This window comes from Halorubrum sp. AS12 (genome assembly GCF_051122765.1).
GTDB lineage: Archaea > Halobacteriota > Halobacteria > Halobacteriales > Haloferacaceae > Halorubrum > Halorubrum trapanicum.
On the sequence record NZ_CP185385.1, the window covers coordinates 2397958 to 2415508 of the forward strand.

General features: G+C 70.4%; 16 protein-coding genes, 1 tRNA gene and 1 pseudogene. 11 read left to right on the forward strand and 7 right to left on the reverse strand.

Annotation, left to right across the window (positions count from 1 at the left end; genetic code table 11):
• Nucleotides 1-180 precede the first annotated feature (180 nt).
• On the forward strand, nucleotides 181-1521 hold the full coding sequence (locus tag ACODNG_RS12210) for a right-handed parallel beta-helix repeat-containing protein (RefSeq protein ID WP_434521530.1): 1341 nt from the start codon (nucleotides 181-183) through the stop codon (nucleotides 1519-1521).
• A 76-nt stretch (nucleotides 1522-1597) separates the two neighbouring features.
• On the forward strand, nucleotides 1598-2116 hold the full coding sequence (locus ACODNG_RS12215) for a hypothetical protein (RefSeq protein WP_434521531.1): 519 nt from the start codon (nucleotides 1598-1600) through the stop codon (nucleotides 2114-2116).
• A 23-nt stretch (nucleotides 2117-2139) separates the two neighbouring features.
• Here ACODNG_RS12215 and ACODNG_RS12220 read toward each other — a convergent pair.
• Nucleotides 2140-3374, reverse strand: a pseudogene (locus ACODNG_RS12220) (mechanosensitive ion channel family protein).
• A gap of 100 nt (nucleotides 3375-3474) precedes the next feature.
• Entirely contained in the window at nucleotides 3475-4860 is a 1386-nt protein-coding gene (locus ACODNG_RS12225; RefSeq protein WP_434521532.1) for a DUF7115 domain-containing protein, read from the reverse strand.
• A gap of 202 nt (nucleotides 4861-5062) precedes the next feature.
• Between ACODNG_RS12225 and ACODNG_RS12230 the strand changes: the two genes are divergently transcribed.
• Nucleotides 5063-5216 (forward strand) — tRNA-Met (locus ACODNG_RS12230).
• 77 nt (nucleotides 5217-5293) lie between these two features.
• On the opposite strand, the gene ACODNG_RS12235 is transcribed toward ACODNG_RS12230, so the two are convergent.
• Entirely contained in the window at nucleotides 5294-5788 is a 495-nt protein-coding gene (locus ACODNG_RS12235; RefSeq protein ID WP_434521533.1) for a metal-dependent hydrolase, read from the reverse strand.
• An 88-nt stretch (nucleotides 5789-5876) separates the two neighbouring features.
• Here ACODNG_RS12235 and ACODNG_RS12240 point away from each other — a divergent pair, with 88 nt between their 5' ends.
• Nucleotides 5877-6377 (forward strand): CBS domain-containing protein, encoded by a 501-nt coding sequence (locus ACODNG_RS12240; RefSeq protein WP_434521534.1) that lies wholly within the window; start codon nucleotides 5877-5879, stop codon nucleotides 6375-6377.
• Nucleotides 6378-6969: 592 nt separating this feature from the next.
• Nucleotides 6970-8298 (forward strand): 5'-deoxyadenosine deaminase, encoded by a 1329-nt coding sequence (locus ACODNG_RS12245; RefSeq protein ID WP_434521535.1) that lies wholly within the window; start codon nucleotides 6970-6972, stop codon nucleotides 8296-8298.
• 52 nt (nucleotides 8299-8350) lie between these two features.
• Here the strand turns inward: ACODNG_RS12245 and ACODNG_RS12250 are convergent, their stop codons facing one another.
• From ACODNG_RS12250 to hemC, 4 genes are all read right to left on the reverse strand, one after another.
• A complete protein-coding gene (locus ACODNG_RS12250; protein ID WP_434521536.1) occupies nucleotides 8351-8752 on the reverse strand; it encodes a hypothetical protein in 402 nt (133 codons plus the stop codon).
• 257 nt (nucleotides 8753-9009) lie between these two features.
• Nucleotides 9010-9786, reverse strand: coding sequence for a uroporphyrinogen-III synthase (locus ACODNG_RS12255; RefSeq protein WP_434521537.1), 777 nt, complete (start codon nucleotides 9784-9786; stop codon nucleotides 9010-9012).
• Nucleotides 9783-10700, reverse strand: coding sequence for a uroporphyrinogen-III C-methyltransferase (cobA, locus tag ACODNG_RS12260; RefSeq protein WP_434521538.1), 918 nt, complete (start codon nucleotides 10698-10700; stop codon nucleotides 9783-9785). Before cobA ends, ACODNG_RS12255 begins: the two co-directional genes overlap by 4 nt.
• A complete protein-coding gene (gene hemC / locus ACODNG_RS12265) occupies nucleotides 10693-11895 on the reverse strand; it encodes a hydroxymethylbilane synthase (protein WP_434521539.1) in 1203 nt (400 codons plus the stop codon). The genes cobA and hemC overlap by 8 nt, the downstream gene beginning before the upstream one ends.
• Nucleotides 11896-12063: 168 nt before the next feature.
• Between hemC and ACODNG_RS12270 the strand changes: the two genes are divergently transcribed.
• From ACODNG_RS12270 to ACODNG_RS12295, 6 genes are all read left to right on the forward strand, one after another.
• Entirely contained in the window at nucleotides 12064-13149 is a 1086-nt protein-coding gene (locus ACODNG_RS12270) for a beta-ribofuranosylaminobenzene 5'-phosphate synthase family protein (RefSeq protein ID WP_434521540.1), read from the forward strand.
• Between the two features lie 3 nt (nucleotides 13150-13152).
• Nucleotides 13153-13989 (forward strand): RAD55 family ATPase, encoded by an 837-nt coding sequence (locus ACODNG_RS12275; RefSeq protein ID WP_434521541.1) that lies wholly within the window; start codon nucleotides 13153-13155, stop codon nucleotides 13987-13989.
• A gap of 94 nt (nucleotides 13990-14083) precedes the next feature.
• Entirely contained in the window at nucleotides 14084-14959 is an 876-nt protein-coding gene (locus ACODNG_RS12280) for a hypothetical protein (protein ID WP_434521542.1), read from the forward strand.
• A complete protein-coding gene (locus tag ACODNG_RS12285) occupies nucleotides 14956-15630 on the forward strand; it encodes a hypothetical protein (protein WP_434521543.1) in 675 nt (224 codons plus the stop codon). Before ACODNG_RS12280 ends, ACODNG_RS12285 begins: the two co-directional genes overlap by 4 nt.
• A gap of 143 nt (nucleotides 15631-15773) precedes the next feature.
• Entirely contained in the window at nucleotides 15774-16817 is a 1044-nt protein-coding gene (locus ACODNG_RS12290) for a putative sulfate/molybdate transporter (protein WP_434523097.1), read from the forward strand.
• Nucleotides 16818-17219: 402 nt separating this feature from the next.
• On the forward strand, nucleotides 17220-17549 hold the full coding sequence (locus ACODNG_RS12295; RefSeq protein ID WP_434521544.1) for a transcription factor S: 330 nt from the start codon (nucleotides 17220-17222) through the stop codon (nucleotides 17547-17549).
• Nucleotides 17550-17551: the final 2 nt, after the last annotated feature.

Sequence of the window (17551 nt, forward strand, 5' to 3'; positions counted from 1 at the left end):
ACGTATGAAACACGTCGGATCCGAACGGATCCGTCCGCTATTGAGCGATATAGTCCGCTCATAGCAGCGTTCATTTAATATTCGGTTGATAGGAATATTGTGGGGGATCCCCACGAAACAGACGGATCGGAATCGCGGATCTCGCGAGCGAACGCTAACGGCGAAACTCAGACCAAAACGATGGACACCGACAACGCGCGATCGACGGCCGCGACGCCGCTCGGCGCGACGAACCGACGCTCGTTCGTCGGCGGCGTCGGCGCGGCGACCGGACTGGGATCGGTTTTCGAACGACTGGCGTCCCACCACGGCGGGGCGGGGAACGACGGTTCGGGGAACGGAGGAGCGGGGAACGGCGGGCCGCCCCCCTCGGGCGCCACCTACCACGTGTATCGATCGAACGGCAAGTACCGGGTCGCGAGCGCCGGAAAAGGCGGCGTCGAGTTCACGACCGCGGCCGACGGGAACGCTGAGGAGGCGTTCCAGTACGCCTTCGACCAGGTGCCCGAAGAGGGGGGCACGGTCGTCGCCGATACCGACGAGTTCCGGTTCGGCGGCCCGGCGGTGATGGGCGACGGGACGCTCTTGACCGGCGGCTCCGGAACGCGGTTCGTCGCGTCCGCGACGGGGTCAAGGATCGGCTTCACCGAGCGCGAGCTGGATGTCGGCCACGACCTGATCCGGGTCCGGGGCGACGACGCGGCCGTGACCGGCATCGAGTTCGACGCGAACGACACCCGGCTCGACAACCACGCGGTACAGGCGGAGGGCTGCGACGGGCTGCTGCTCGCGGACAACCGGACGGTGAACGGGTTCCAGATGGCGCTGTCGTTCGCCGACTGCGAGAACGTCGTCGTCCGCGGCAACGAGGTGATAGATCCCAACTGGTACGGGATCACCAGCCGCGGGGCCCGCGACGGGCTCGACCTCCGGCGCTCGACCGACGCGCTGATACAGGGGAACCGCGTCACCGACGTGACGTTCAACAACATCGCCCCCTACAACGTCGCCAACTTCAGCGTCGTGGGGAATGTCTGCTACCGCGGCGGGCACAGCCTCATCGCCTGCTCGCCGTCACAACAGGGAACGATCGTCGGTAACGTCTGTCGCGACCTGGAGCTGGAGCCGATCGCCGCCGATCCGGGCGGGGAGGCCGGGCTGGAGATCGAGTACAAGGAGACGCACCTCAGCGACGAGGTGGCGGGCACGGACAACGAGACCTCCTTCGATATCACGGTCGCGAACAACCACGTCGAGAACTGCGGCGTCGGCTTCATCTCTCGGACAGTTCCGGTCGACGAGAGCGACGAGGACGAGTACCGGCGGACGAAGCGCCCGTACAGCTTCACCGTCACCGGGAACGCGATCAACGACTGCGACACCGGGGTTCTCGTCCGGTCCGGTGCCGACGGCGTCGTCGCGACGAACACGCTCCGGGCTAACGACACGCAGATAGATGTCCGAGAGTCGCCGTTCGCGGAGAACGTACAGACGGATTTGAACGTCACGCGCGGCGCGTGAGCCGGCGGCTCTCGCCTCGGCACCGACCCGGATCCCGACCGGTACCTATTAACATGATGGGACCGGGGGTATTCGCATGGGAGAGCGGACCGAAGTGACGCGAGGCTCGCTGCCGCAGGAGCGGTCTGGCGGCCGTTTTTCGGCGCCAGACGGCTTCCGCGACCTCGTCGAGCGACTGCTCACGTGGCTTCGGAACCGGCGCGGGTCGGGATTAGAGCGCGTCTCGACGGCGACGACGATGCGGAACGTCGTCGACGCGGACGCGCTCGCGGAGGAGACGCCGCCGAAGTGGAGCGTCCTCCACGACGTGGTCACCTACGGCGCCGACTCGCTCACGGACGTCCTCGTCTTCCGACACGGTCCCTCCAGACAGGACTTGGTGGTGATGCCGGAGCGGAACACCGAGCCGGAAGGGGAGATCAGCTTCTACCACGCCGACCGCACGAAGGGTGCGCGCCACTTGCTCTCGATCGGCGCCGACTCGCTCACGGCGGCGCTCAGTTACATCCTGGAGCGCATCGAGCGGTTCGAGCGCCTGTTCACGGGCCGTGGGACGGAGCTTCCGAGCGGCTACACCGGGCCGTCGGATAGATAACGGCCGTCCGAGCCGAGGGAGTCTCAGGCGGGTCGATCGTTCGAACGCCCGTCGCCGTCCTCGTCGATCCGCTCGACGCGCTCGACCGTCTCCTCCGCTTTCGCCGTCTCGGGGGATAGGAGACGGTCCGCTGCGGGTAGGGGATCGAGATGCCGGCGTCGGCGAAGCGCTCTTGGATCCGCTCGACCGCGGCCGCCTTCGAGCGCCACCGCGCCTGCGGGGTCGGCGGGTCGATCCAGAACCGGAGGTCGAGGAGGATCGCGGAGTCGCCGAAGCCGGAGGGGATCGCGTACGGCTGGGGGTTGTTCGCGATCGTATCGATCCCGTCGAGGACCTCCTCGGCGATCTCGGCCGCCTCGTCGGGGTCGTCGTCGTACCCGATCCCGACCGCCATGTGGATCCGGAGGCGCCCATCGCGGCTCCGATTCGTGATCGCCTGGTTGGCGACGAGGTCGTTCGGAACCACGACGTACTCCCCGTCGAAGTTCCGCATGTGGGTGTTCATGATCGTGATGTCGGTGACGAACCCCTCCTCGTTGCCGATCTCGACCCAGTCGCCGATCTCGAACGGACGGGCGAACATCAGCACGAAGCCGGCGATGAGCGACCCCAGTGTCTGTCGGGCCGCCATCCCGAGGACGATGCCGAGGAACCCGGCGCCGACCAGGAGACCGCCGAGGTTCACGCCCCAGATACCGAGGACCGTTATCCCCGCGAGGATGAGCAGTCCGACCTGCGCCAGCCGGGTGAGGAGCTGTTCTTGGTGGGCGGTGATCCGGTCGCTGTCGGCCGACAGATCCGCGATGTACGCCTCCAGCGCGTCGCTGACGAGGTAGGCGCCGCCGAGCAGGACCGCCGAGACGAAGACCTGTCCCCCGACCCTGACGGCGTTTCTGGCGACGGGTAACACTCCGACCACGAAGTCGAATCGCCCCCACACCGTCAGTACGGCGACGCCCGCCAGCGCGAACAGCGCGAGCTGCGAGAGTCCGACCGCCATCCGCAGGAGGAACGAGACGGGAACTCCCTCGCGGAGCGTCTCGACTGCGCCCTCGGTCGACTCTCCAGCCCGGCCGTCGAGGAACCGCTCGACCCATCCAGAGGCGGTTCGCTCCCCGGCGCGGACCGCCTTCGGAAGCAGCAGCCAGCCGACCGCGAGCGTCACGATGGCGATGCCGGCGGTGACCGCCAGCCGTCCCTCCGTGGTCGCGACGTCGCTCAACACCGCGCCGACCCGAGTGCCCAGTCCGCCAATCACGGCCGGGGGTTCGTCGCCGGTTGGATAACGCGTTCGACGCGAGTCTCAACCGAGAGAATTAGGGTGGCGGCTCGGCACGCCGCCGCGGCGGTCGCGTCCGTCACCGGCCTCGCCGAAGCTCTTCGATCAGCTGTTCGATGAGCGTCGACTGCCGGTCGAGGCGCTCGGACTGCGCCTCGACGGTACGCCGCAGCGCGGCGACCTCGCTCGCGAGGTCCGCGTCCTCGACGCCGGCGCTCTCGAACGCCGACCCGTCGAACCCGTCGTCGTCCGGGACGGTGACATCGTCGTCGTCCTCGGCGTCGGCATCGACCGTTTCGGCGTCGGAGACGGAGTCCGCCCCCACGGCGTCGGCGACCGTCGGGTCCGCCGCAGGTTCGTCTGCCGGGTCGTCCACCGCCGCGGGTTCGTCCGTCGGCTCCCGTTCGACCCCTTCGGCGGACGCGGTCGCCGTCGCGTCCGCGTCGAGGGGATCCGCCGGATCTGCCCCGGTCGCGTCGTCGACGGCCGCGTCCGCGGCGAGCGGGTCCGCGTCCAGCGGGTCGTCGTCGCTCGGCTCCGACGGTTCGGTGGACGACGCCCCCGGGGCGTCGGTCTCCGTCGCGGCGCCGGCTTCTCCCACGGCGCCGGTCCCTTCCGCGGTCTCCCCCACGGCGTCGTCGCCGTCGATGACCGGCTCGGATCGGGAGGCGGGGTCGGCGGCGTCGACCGCCCCGTCCGACGCCGTTTCGGCTCCGTCGGCGTCGGCCTCCGCGTCGGCGACCGGTGACGCCGAGAGCGGGTCCGGTCCCTCGCCGAAGTCGGTCGTACCGCCCGACTTCCCGTCCGTCGTCGACTCGTCCGCCTCGGCGGCGGCGGCGACGCGGAACTCCTCTAAGCTCTCGACGCCGTGGAACGAACACACCGCGTCGGCGAGGGTCTCCCGGACCGCCCGAGCGGACTCGTTCGGCGCCTTGAACCGCTCCGAGCGACCGTCGTGGACGAGGACGACCGCAGTGGCGACGGTCCCCTCCTCGAAGTCGAGACCGGTCAGGTCCGCGTAGTGGAACTCCTCGAACTCGGGGTCCCAGACGGCAGAGCCGACGTGTTTGACCAGTCGTTCGCTGGTGACTATCAGGGTAAGTTCCGAGAAGCGGAACGTGCGGACGACCGTTTCGCCCGCTCCCGTGACGCCGCTCGACGAGAGGACGCCGGCGAGGATCGGGTGGAGAACGTCGTCGACGCGTTTCGAGGGGACCGAGAGCGTCTCGTCGCCGTCGAGACCGTATCCGAGGGTGATCTTCGACTTGCGGCGGCCCGTCGAGACCTCGATGCGCTCGACGTCGTGGTCGTACTCGTCGACGGACTCGTCGGAGAGAAGTCCGTCGCCGCGGTAGACGAGGGTCCGGGTGGGCGTGACCGCGAGTCGATCGTCGCCGCCCAGCGGCACCTCGGCGACGACCTCCTCGTCGCCGACGGTCCCCGCGAGCAGTTCGGGAAGGCTCATACGCCCGGGATACGCCGCGCCCGGCATAAATCCGCTGGGTCGACGGTGAGCGCGGGTCGAGCGCGTTCGTTGCGCCCGAGATTGCGGGCGTCTTCGGCACCGTATCGCCCCGGAACTGCCAGCCTGCGGGGATCTGCGATCGGTTCACAACCCTCCGACGGATGGGAAGGTTAAAGGGTCTCATCGCGGTACGAACTGGTGAGGCCGGGTGGCTTAGCTGGACATAGCGCCGCACTCATAGGGTTCAGAGATTCGGTGCGGTGACGCCTTGGAAGCGTCCGCGTCCTTCCCGTGGCTCCGCCGAGCCTCGGACCTGGGACATGCGGAGATCGTGGGTTCGGAGCCCACCCCGGCCATTCTTTCTCCTCTTCACTTACCGAGCGTCGGTACCGTCGACTCGCTCGACGGTGTCGAGTTGTCGGTGGGCGGACCTCTACACCGGGACCGCTTCGCCGGCGACGAGCGCGACCGCGGCGACGACGCCGCCCAGCCCCAACAGCCCGTAGTTCGCGAGCGGGTTCGCCGCCGTGAACAGGTCGAGGGTATACTCGGTGTCTCGCACGGGTGCGTACGGTCGGATCCCCATCGGCGTGAGCGCGTCGGCGAGGAGGTGCGAGACGATCGTCACGGCGCCGAACAGGAACCCGACGGCACCGAACAGGAGCGCGGCGGCGACCCCGCTCTGGAACCCGAGCGCCAGCCCGACGACGCCGAAGGCGACCCCGACGAGCAGCGCGAACCAGACGGTGTGCGTGATCCCGCGGTGTTTGACGAAGGGAACGCGGATGTCGAGGTCGGGGACCATCGCCAGCGACGCGACGCCGGCGGCGCCGACGAGTCCGACCTCTATCGAGGCGAGGGCGGTCACGAGGAACCCGAACGGGGCGTAGACGGCGAGCGACGCCCCGACGTGGCCGTTGCGGTGCATGCGATCGATTCGGTTTCCTGTCCGTAAGTCCGTTGCGTCGGCGCGCTCGGGGCGAAACGACTACGGCCTCCCGCCGCGACCGTCCGGTATGACGCTGACCGCCCGCGACCTGATGGAACCGGACGTAAAGACGGTCTCGCCGGACGACGACGTCGCCGAGGTGTTCAAGCGATTCGCCCGCTACGAGTTCAGCGGCTTCCCGGTCGTCGACGACGACGAGCGGGTGGTCGGCGTGATCACCGAGTCCGACCTCGTCGACCTGTTCGAACCCGAAGACGAGACGCTGTGGATCCCGATCGGACTCCCGCCGTTTGTGGACACGCTCTCGTATCAGGTGAAGCGCCCGTGGGCCGACCTCGACCTCGGCGTCGACATGATCCGCAACGCGGACCGACCCGTCTCCGACGTGATGAGCGCCGACGTGGCGACGGTGACGCCGGACGCGAGCGTCGACGACGTGCTGGACCTGCTCGTCGGGGACGACCCCGACATCAACCGCGTCCCCGTGGTTGACGAGGACGGCCGGCTCGTCGGCATCATCGCGCGCCAGGACGTGATCCGCGCGTTCCGCGACCGCCGACTGGAATAGGACAGATTGGATCGACTTGGTGGTTATTTATAAGTAGCTAACCGTGGGATGTCGGTGGCCACAACTGCTCACTTATAAATAGACGACCGCGGATCGACGACGAACACCTTCAAAGCCCCAGCCGGGAGGGCAGCGCACGCTCGTTGCGCGCTTCAGTCGCTCGCTCCGCTCGCTCCTTCCAGTGCTTACTTCGCCTGCGCTGCCCTCCCGGCTGCCCCTTTGAGTCCCGCCCCTCCGGAAGACGTTCCTGCTCGCTTCGCTGCGCGGGCTGCGACTTCCGTGTTCCCGCTCGCTACGCTCGCGGGAACGCACCGCGCCTCACGCCTCCCCAGCCTCGGCAGCCGGCGCGTAGCGCCGGCGACCTCGCGCGTGCTGACTCGCGGCCGCCAAAGGCGGCCGCTCGCAGGCACGCGCCACCGCACCGGCATTTATAAGCAATCATCACGGCCGCTCACCCGGGTTTAAATATCGCGTCGCTGTCGGTGGGCTGATCCTCTGTCTCCCCAGCTGTCGCTCGGCAGCACCGAAGAACGGAATAGAGAGGCCGCGAACGGACAGCCTCTTACCGGTCGACCGTCAGGAACGGACGGACATGCTGATAGCCGGAACCGTCGTCGCCGACTCAGAGACCGTCATCCCCGACGGCGCCGTCGTCGTCGAGGGGAAAACGATCGCCGCGGTCGGCGAAGAGACTGCCCTCCGCGAGCGCTACCCCGACCACGAGCGACGCGCGTTCGACATCGTTGCGCCCGGTCTCGTCGGCGGCCACGTTCACTCCGTCCAGTCGTTGGGTCGGGGGATCGCCGACGACGACGCCCTCCTCGACTGGCTGTTTGACGCCGTGCTCCCGATGGAGGCGGCGATGGACGCCGAGGCGACCCGGGCCGCGGCCGAGTTGGGATACTTAGAGTGTCTCGAATCGGGGACGACGACCGTCGTCGACCACCTCTCGGTGAACCACGCCGCGGAGGCGTTCGAGGCCGCGATCGAGACGGGGATCCGCGCGCGGCTCGGGAAGGTGCTGATGGACCGCGACTCGCCGGACGGCCTGTTGGAGGAGACCGACGCCGCGCTCGCGGAGAGCGAGTCCCTCATCCGGGAGTACCACGGCGCCGCGGACGGCCGCGTCCGCTACGCCGTCACGCCGCGGTTCGCCGTCACCTGTACCGAAGAGTGCCTGCGCGGCTGTCGCGAGCTGGCCGACCGCTACGACGGCGTGACGATCCACACCCACGCCAGCGAGAACGAAGACGAAATCGAGACCGTCGAGGCCGACACCGGGAAACGGAACGTCCTCTGGCTCGACGAGGTGGGGCTGACGGGTCCGGACGTGACGCTCGCGCACTGCGTCCACACCGACGAGCGCGAGCGCGAGGTGCTCGCGGAGACGGACACGGTCGTCACCCACTGCCCCTCCTCGAACATGAAGCTCGCCTCGGGGATCGCGCCGGTTCAGGACTACCTCGACCGCGGGATCACGGTCGCGCTCGGCAACGACGGCCCCCCGTGTAACAACACGCTCGACGCCTTCACGGAGATGCGGCAGGCGAGCCTCCTCGGGAAGGTCGACGCCCGCGACCCGACCCGGCTCCCCGCCGGGACCGTCTTGGAGATGGCGACGGAGAACGGCGCCAGCGCCGCCGGCTTCGACCGGCTCGGCACGCTCGAAGCGGGCCGGCGCGCGGACGTGATCGGGGTCACGACCGACCTGACCCGCGCCACGCCGCTCCACGACCCGCTCTCGCACCTGGTGTACGCGGCCCACGGCGACGACGTGGTCTTCGCGATGGTCGACGGCGAGGTCCGCTACGCCGACGGCGAGCACGTCGGAATCGACGCCGCCGCGGTCCGGGAGCGCGCCACTCGCCAGGCGAAGCGCGTCGTCGAAGAGGCCGGGATCGAGACGGACGCGCCGGTCTGAATCGGCGACGGTCCGACTGACCGAGGAGGAGAGAAGTGCGGACGCGCCGGTCTCACAGCGTCGTCTCGATCGACGACGAGTCGGTGTCGACGGACGACGCCCACGTCGCGGCGACCGACGGGTCGTTGAACGCCTCGACCTCGATGTCCTCGACGTCGATAGTCCGCTTGAGGTACCGCCGCTTCGAGCGCTCGCCGACGACGGCGAAGCGGTCGACGCCGCGGGCGACCGCGATCTGTGCGGACTCGCGGAGCGCCCGCCGCCCGGCGTCCGAACACGGCCGACTCGTCCGCACGATGATAATGACCGCCTCGACCTCGCCGGGAGTGGTCGCGCTCCGCCACCGATCGAGCAGCGCCTCGCCGTCCGCGGGGCTCAGTCCAGTTCCGTGGGGGAACTCGACGACGAGGACGTCGTCCTCGACCCGCAGCAGCCAGCGCTCGCTCGGTTCCATGCTCTTCGATATCACGCTCCTGATTATAAAGCCGCGTTTCAAAATATCATATCTGGTATTCTGTGGAAAACACGTCGAACGCCCAGATCGCGCGAAAGGAAACGATATGGAGGTCTCCGACCGATCGTCGACGGACGCATTCGCTATGGTTTTCGGCCGAGATATTTGGGATCCGCCGTCGGCGTGTGGATCTGTTGCTCCAACGGGACGGTACTCCCGCCGACGGCGACGGCGACGGCGGAGAGGTCCGAACCAGGTTACCTTCGGCCGGTGTCGGGGTCGTCCGCGGCCTCGTCGTCGAGCGCGTCGACCACCGCGGTCGCGAGCGCCTCGAACGACGCCTCATCGGGGACCACGTCGACCGCGACGCCGTTGTCGGCGGCGGTCTCCGCGGTCGGCGGGCCGATGGTGCCGACGACCGCGTCCGCCAGCCCGGTGCGCGCCTCGTCGTCGACGCCGCGGTCCTCGGCCGCCGCGAGGAAGTTCTCGACGGTCAGCGAGGAGGTGAACGCGACCGCGTCGAGGTCGCCCGCGGCGGCCGACTCGGCGGAGTCGCCCGCGTCGGCCGGTCGCGTGAGCCGGTACAGCACGGTTTCCGTCACGTCGGCACCGGCCTCGCGCAGGCCGTCGAGGAGGACGTCGCTGCCGTGGTCCGAGCGCGCGACGGCGACCTGCTCGCCCGCGACGCGCGGTTCGAGCGCCGCGACGAGACCGGCGGAGGTGTACTCCTCGGGGACGACGTCGACGCTCCAGCCCGCCTCGCGGGCGGCCGCGGCGGTCGCGGGACCGATGGCGGCGAGGTCGGCGTCTCCGGGTTCCCAGCCGGCCTCGGCGGCCAGTTCGACCCCGGTCTTGCTGGTGAGCACGACGAGCGGGGCGTCGGCGGGGACGGCGCCCGTCGGCTCGACCTCGAGCATCGGATCGGCGACCGGCTCCGCGCCGAGCGACCGGAGCAGCTCGACCGCCGACTCGATCCGCTCGTCGTCGGGGCGGAAGACGGCCACGCGCGGCCCGCGCGACCCGCCTTCGCTCACGTCCCGTCACCCCCGTCTGTCGGGGCGCCGCCCTCCGATTCTTCCGGTGACTCGTCCCCCTCGCTCGCCGACTGAACCGGCGCCGAGCCGGCGTTTTCGAGGAAGGTCACGACGCGGTCGCGCGTGGCGGCCACGTCGCCGATGACGGTGATCGCCGGGGGTTCGATCCCCGCCTCGTCGCGCGCGTCGACGATGGTGTCGAGCGTCCCGGTCGCGACGCGGCTGTCGGGCCAGGTGGCGCGCTCGACGAGCGCGACCGGGGTGTCGTCGTCGAGTCCGGCGTCGCGGAGCGCGGCGGTGTACGCCGGCAGCTTGCCGACGCCCATCAGCACGACGATGGTCCCGCCGGTCGCCGCGAGCGCGTCCCAGTCGACCGCGGACTCCTCCTTCGTCGGGTCCTCGTGGCCCGTGACGAACGAGACCGAGGAAGCGTGATCGCGGTGGGTCACCGGGATGCCGGCGACCGCAGGACCGGCTATCGCCGAGGTGACGCCGGGGACGACCTCGAAGGGGATTCCCGCCTCTGCGAGGTGCTCGGCCTCCTCGCCGCCGCGCCCGAAGACGAACGGGTCGCCGCCCTTCAGCCGGACGACGCGGTTCCCCTCGCGGGCCAGCTCGACCATGCGCCGGTTGGTGTACTCCTGGGGCGTCCACTCGCCGCCGGCGCGTTTCCCCACGTCCTCGCGCTTCGCTTCGGGTATCTCGCCGAGGATCTCCGGCCCGGGGAGCTTGTCGTGAAGCACCACGTCGGCCGACTCGATCAGCCGCTTCGCCTTCACCGTGAGGAGGTCCGGGTCGCCCGGGCCGGAGCCGACGAGGAAGACGGTGCCGACCCGATCGTCGCGGCCGCGAGTCGGCGGCTCGTCCGCGTTCGATCCGGGTCCCGCCCCGGTGCCGGAACCGCCCTCAGTCATCTGTCCCCGCCTCCGCGGCCTCGTCGCGCGCCTCGGCGATCAGGTCGTCCGCGCCGCGGTCCGCGAGGTCCGCGGCGAACTCCGCGGCGGCCGTCGCGTGCGACCGGATCGGGAGGTCGCGGGTGTCCACCACCTCCTCGGTGCCGTCCGTCGAGAGCACCCGCGCCCGGACGTGGACGTGTTCGCCCTTGACGAGCGCCGAGACGCCGATCGGCGCGACGCAGCCCCCGTTGAGCTCGCCGAGGACCGTCCGCTCGACGGTGACCGCCACGCGGGTCCGCGGGTGGTCGACCGCCTCGCGGACCGCCTCGATCACGTCGGGGTCGCTCGCGGTGACGGCGATGGCGCCCTGCCCGGCCGCGGGGACGAACTCCTCGCGCGGGAGCCGCGTCGTCTCCACCTCGTAGAAGAGGTTCGAGCGGCGCAGCCCGGCCTCCGCGAGGACAACCGCGTCGTACTCGGTCTCGGCCTTCCGCTCCATCGCGGCGCGTTCGAGGTCCGACAGCGAGTCGAACCACTCCTCGACGCTGCGGTCGAACTCCTCGTCGATTTCACTGCTCTCGTCGCTCTCGTCGCCCTCGCTGTCCGCGTCGCCCTCGTCGCCCGCGTCACCCTCGTCGCTCTCGTCGCCCTCGCTGTCCGCGTCGCCGCCCTCCGCGGTCAGCGTGCTCTCCTCGCCGGCGGCGATCAGCCGTCGCTCGTGTTCGGCCTGAAGACCGGGCGCGAGCAGCTTCTCCAGCCGGGTGTCGACGTTGCCCCGGATCGGCTCGACGGTGAGGTCGGGGCGGGCCGCCCGGATCTGTGCGCCGCGACGGAGCGAGCCGGTGCCGACGACGGCGCCCGCGGGGAGATCCTCGATGCCGAGTCCGTCGGGGTGGACGACCACGTCGCCGGAGGGCGCGCGCTCGGGGACGCCCGCGACGACGAGGTCCGCCATCTCCTCGGTCGGGAGGTCCTTCAGCGAGTGGACCGCGAGGTCGGCGTCGCCGGAGAGTACCTCCTCGTCGAGGGCGCGCACGAACGCGCCCGTCTTCCCGAGGCGGTGGATCAGTTCGTCGGGGATCTGGTCGCCGCGCGTCTCCACCTGCCGGAGTTCGACGTCGCGGCGCCGGCTCGACAGCGCCTCGCGGACGGTCTCGGCCTGTCGGAGGGCCAGGTCCGACCCGCGGGTCGCGAGCCTGAGCGTTTCGGTCATACGCGATCCGAGGTCCCCCGCGTTCAAAAGCGCACCAGTTCGGTCGCCTCGGCGACCGCGACCGCGAGATGGGGTATCCGGTCCGCTCCCGCCCCTGCGCGGCTTCCGGGGCAACTCCCGCCACGGTCACGCACCCTTTATCAGTCCGTCCCGAAACCGGAGACGACTATGGCACGCGCGAGCGCCGGGGCGCGGCTCCACTTCGGTTTCTGTAACCTCAGCCTCTCGCACGAGCGGCTGTACGGCGCCCTCGGCGTCGGACTCGCTGCGCCGCGGGTCGTCGTCGATGCCGAACCGGTCCCGGAGGTGAGCGTGACGGTCGAGACCGGATCCGCCGCGGGCGACCCGGCCGGTTCCATCCCCACCGTGCGCGACGACATCTACGAGTACGCGTCCGCGGCGACCGATCTGCTCGGCGTCGACGGCGCCCGCATCACGGTCCGGGAGTCGCTCCCCCGCCACGCCGGTCTCGGCAGCGGGACGCAGCTGGCGGCGGCGACGCTCGCGGCGGTCGCGACCGCCCATGGCGAGCCGGCCCGGGTTCGCGAGCGCGCCCCGGCGCTCGGCCGCGGCGGGCGCTCCGGCGTCGGCGTCGCGACGTTCGAGAGGGGCGGCTTCGTCCTCGACGCCGGGCACCCGACTGCCCGTTTCACCACCGACCGCCCCGCGGACGGCGAGTGGACTGTCCCGCCCGTGGCCGCGCGCCACGCCGTCCCCGACGACTGGCGGTTCCTGCTCGTCGAGCCGGACGCGGACGCCGGCCGAAGCGGGGCGGCCGAGGACGACGCGATGCGGACCGCGGTCGAGCGCGCGGAGCCGGGGATCGCCGACCGGATCGGCGGGATCGTCACCCGACGCGTCCTTCCCGCGATCGCGACGGGGAACGCGGAGACGTTCGGCGCCGCAGTCGCAGAGATCGGGCGGCTCAACGGCGCGTGGTACGCCGACGAGCAGGGCGGGGTGTACCGACCGCCGGTCGGCGAGGTCGTCGCGTCGCTGTCGGGCGCCTCTCCGGTGTTCGGCGCCGGGCAGTCCTCGTGGGGACCGACGGTGTACGGCGTCACCGACGCGGACCACGCGGACGCGGCGGCCGAGGCCGGCGAGCGCGCGCTCGACGCGGCCGGCGTCGGCGGCGAGGTGGCCGTCGTCCGGGCGGCGAACGAGGGCGCGCGAATCGACGCCGAAGGTGGGTCCTGCTCGCCGTCGGGCGACCCCGAGAGGGGTAACACTAAGCCTCGCGGCGACGGGGCGTAAGCCATGTCCAGTCTTCCGTTCGGGGTCGCGCGCCTCGACTCGATCCTCGGCGGCGGGGCGCCGCCGGGAAGCGTCGTGCTGCTCGCCGGCGAGGCGGGCGCGGGCGCCCGGGAGTTCTGCTACACCAGCGCCGCGATGAACGCCTTAGCGGGCGCCGACGAGGAGCTGTTCGACCTCTACTACGGCGACATCGACGCCGACGCCAGCCTGCCCGAGTCGGTCCATTACATCTCCTTTACCGCCGACACCGGGGCGATCACCCGGGAGATGGAGTACACGATGGCGGACGAAATCGTCGACGCGGCGGTCGACGAAATCTCCTTCCGCGACCTCTCGCCGGAGTACTTCCAGCTGTCGCCGGTGCCGCGCGACTGGTACGAGACGGAGACGGCCTCGATCACCGAACTCGGCGAGCGAGGCGAGTACGAGGACGTGCTCACCGCGTTCGGCAACTACCTCTCGGAACACGGGCAGGGGAGCCTCGTCTCCATCGACTCCGTCACCGACCTCGTCTCGATGGTCTCCGACGACACCGACTGGAGCGACGTGGCGATGGTGATGAAGGGGTTAAAGAAGGCCGCCTACGAGTGGGACGCCCTCGTCCTCGTGTTGGTGAACACCGAGGCGCTCCGGGACCGCGAGTTCGGCACTCTGATGGACGCGGCGGGCGGGACGCTCCAGTTCTCGTGGGAGAGCGGCGGCTCCCAGCGCGCTCGGACCATGTTCGTCCGCGAGTTCCGCGGCGTGCTCTCCCGGCTGGAGGCCGAGAACATCGTCCGCTTCGAGACCGAGATCCACGAGGGAGGGTTCGACATCAGCGACGTTCGGAAGATTCGGTAACGCGGGCCTAACGCCGAGTATCGATCCGGAGAACGGCGCGACAGGTTACTTAAGCCTCGCCCCGCAACCACACGTAGATGACGGAGGATCCGCGATGAGTGACCTCGATCCGGCGGCGGCCGCCCTCGACGCCGCCGCGGAGGACGCCGGCGTGAGCCGCGAGGAGCTCCTCAAGCGCGCGCTCGTCGCGCTCGCGGAGTCCGAGGGGATCGACGTCCCCGACGCAGAGGAGGTGGCGGCGATCGAGGCGCGCCTCGACGACCTCGACGACGACGTCGACGAGAAAATCACGGATCTCCGAGAGCGGCTCATCGACCTCTACCGTGAGGTGGAGTCGCTCGACGCCGCTGCGGAAGGCGACGGTGACGGGGCGGCCGCAGCAGACGCGGCGCGCCTCGACGACCTCGCCGACGAACTGGAAGAGGTCGCCGCCCGACTGGACCGCCTCGACGCGGCGGTCGCCGACGCCCCCTCCTCGGATCGGGTCGGCGACCTCGGCGACCGACTCGACGCGCTCGACGCCAGACTCGACGGCGTCGAGTCCGACCTCGCCGGGATCTCCGCGGACGAACTGACCGAAATCGACGACAAGCTCTCTCGCGTCGCGAGCGCGGTCGTCAGGGTCAAACGACGGCTCGACGCGGCCGAGCGCGACCGCGCCGACCGCGAGCGCGTGGACGCGCTGACGCGGACGGCGAACCGACACGGAGTCCGGAGCGCGGACTGCGACCACTGCGGCGGCGGCGTGGAGTTGGGGCTGCTGTCGACGCCGGAGTGCCCCCACTGCGGGCGGCGGTTCGAGGACTTGGAGCCGAACACGGGCTTCCTCGGCACGTCGCGGCTGCTCGTCGCCGACCGGCCGGCGATCGACGGCGACATCGCGGACGGCGACCGCGACGAGATGAGCCGGACCACCGACCGGACGGGAACCGCCGCGAGCGACGGCGGACCCGACGGGGACGATCGATGAGCGACGGCGACCGACCGGACGGCGACCGGCCGGACGGCGACGACGTGCCGGACGACCCGTTCGACGAGGAGGTGTTCGGGGAAGAGTCCAGCGACGACGCCGACGGTCCGTTCGCGGAGCCCGACGCCGACGATGCGGGCGCGGTCGACGACCCCTTCGCAGCGCTCGGCGACGGGGTCGACGGGGGCGACGAGGGGGGTACCGACGCGGCCGCGGACGCGTCGTCCCACGCAGATCCCGAACCGGCCGCACCGGCGGACGACCCGTTCGCCGAGATCGACGCCGACGCGGACGACGCGACCGCCGACGAGGACCCGTTCGAGTCGATGGAGGTCGGCGACGTCGGCGAGGAGGACGTGTGGGCGGCGCTCGACGAGGAGTCGTCCGTCGGCGCCGACGCGACCGATCTCGACGCCGGAAGCGGCTCTCGCGTCGACCCGGGCGATGCGACGGGGTTCGGCGGACCGGGGGCGGGAGCCGGCGCGGGCGGTGACGAGCGCGTGGTCGACAAGCGGAGCTACTGTCAGCAGTGCCCGCACTTCTCGGCGCCCCCGGAGACCGCGTGTACCCACGAGGGGACCGACATCGTCGAGTCGGTCGACTTCTCCCGGTTCCGGGTCCGGAACTGCCCGATGGTCGACGCGGAGGACCCCGCGTTCGACGAGGAATAACCGGAATACGTTTCTTCGAGTCCCGCGCGTGACCGCGAGAGATTTCTGAACACGTTCAAGCGCACTCGGGCGATAGAGCGCGTGTCCCGTGATTGGATCCGTTTTGAGAGACGGTCGAATCCGTCGAGTTCGGGCCGGGAGCGATCACCGGCGCGATAGGGGATTCGATTACGGTTGTCCCGCTCGTCGTCGCGCTGGCGCTGCTGACGGACGTGTCGCTCCCACACGCGCTCGTCGCGTTCGGGGTCTTCCAGATCGTCTGGGGGGTCCGCTACGGGCTGCCGGTGTCGGTCGAGCCGATGAAGGCGCTGGCCGCGCTCGCTATCGCGGGCGCGCTCACCTACGCCGAGCTCGCGCTCGCGGGGGTGATCCTCGGCGTCATCCTGCTCGTGATCGGCGTCACGGGGACGCTCGCGTACGTCGAGCGGTGGATCGGCGAGCCGGTGATCCGCGGCGTCCAGTTCGCGGTGGGACTCGTCCTGCTGGAGACGGGGATCGGACTCGCGGTCGACGACCCGGTCGTGGCGCTCGTCGGAGTCGGTATCGCCGCTGCGTTCGCACTCGCGGGCCGCGGGAAGGCGAGCGCGCTGGCCGTCGCGCTCGTCGGCGTCGCGACCGCGCTCGTCGTCGCCGGGGTACCGACCCCTCGCCTTCCCGGTGCGCCCCCGACGCCGGCGTTCGGTGCGGCGCTCACGCGCGCGGCCTTCGACGGCGTGGTCGCGCAACTGGCGATGACCATCGGGAACGCCGCCTTGGCGACCTCGCTCCTCTTCGCCGACCTGCTCGACGCCGAGGTGACGCCGGACGAGCTGTCGACGAGCATGGGGATCACGAACCTGATCGCGGTGCCGATCGGCGGGATCCCGATGTGTCACGGGTGCGACGGCGTGGCGGGCAAACACGCGTTCGGCGCGCGCACCGGCGGCGCGAACGTCGTGCTGGGCGCCGGCTACCTCGTCGCCGCCCTGTTCGCCACGCCCGCGCTGATCGCGGCGTTCCCGCTGGCGATGCTCGGCGCCCTCCTCGCGATCGTCGCCGTCTCCCTGGCGCGCAACGTCACCGACTCGGGGAACCGCGTGCTCTCGGTCGGCATCGGTCTCCTCGCGCTCGCGACGAACCTCGGCGTCGCGTTCGTCGTCGGGATCGCGGTCCACCTCGCGTGGGAGCGGGTCGGTGCGAACGACTAAGCCGCTGGGATGACAGCTTATTTACCAGTAAAACTGCGGTGGCGCGTGCCTGCGAGCGGCCGACAGGCCGCGAGTCGAACGCGCGAGGGAGTCGCTGGCGGCGCCAGCCGCCAGCGACGAGGCTGGGGAGGCGTGAGGCGCTGTGCGGTTGCGGTCGGGTGGGACTCAAAGGGGCAGTCGCGAGGACGAAGGCGGCCGACGCAAGGACCGCAGGGAGCGAGTACCGCGAGCGACTGAGGACCGCAGCGAGGCCCCCGAGTCCTCGCGGCTGGGGCTTTGGAGGTGTTCGCCGGCGATCATCCAATAACACCGAACACTCGGAAAACGCCTTCCTCACGTCACACCACGTATTCGACCGTACCCACCGGACCTAAACCGCTCGACGCCGTATCAAACACGTATATGCAGTTCTGTGACGACTGCGGCTCGATGATGGTCTCTCGCGACGGGGAGATGGTGTGTCAGAACGACGACTGCGGCGGCACCGCCGAGCGCGACGAGGAGCTCGCGGCCGAGTTCGAGTCGACGACCGAACAGACCGGCGAGGAGGTGATCGAGACGGAGGAGGGCGCGAACTTCGAGGGGAAACCCACCGCGAACGATATCGTCTGCGACGAGTGCGGCCACGGCGAGGCGTGGTACACGATCAAACAGACCGGCGCGGCGGACGAGCCGCCGACGCGATTCTTTAAATGTAAAGAGTGCGGCCACCGCTGGCGCGGCTACAACTGAGC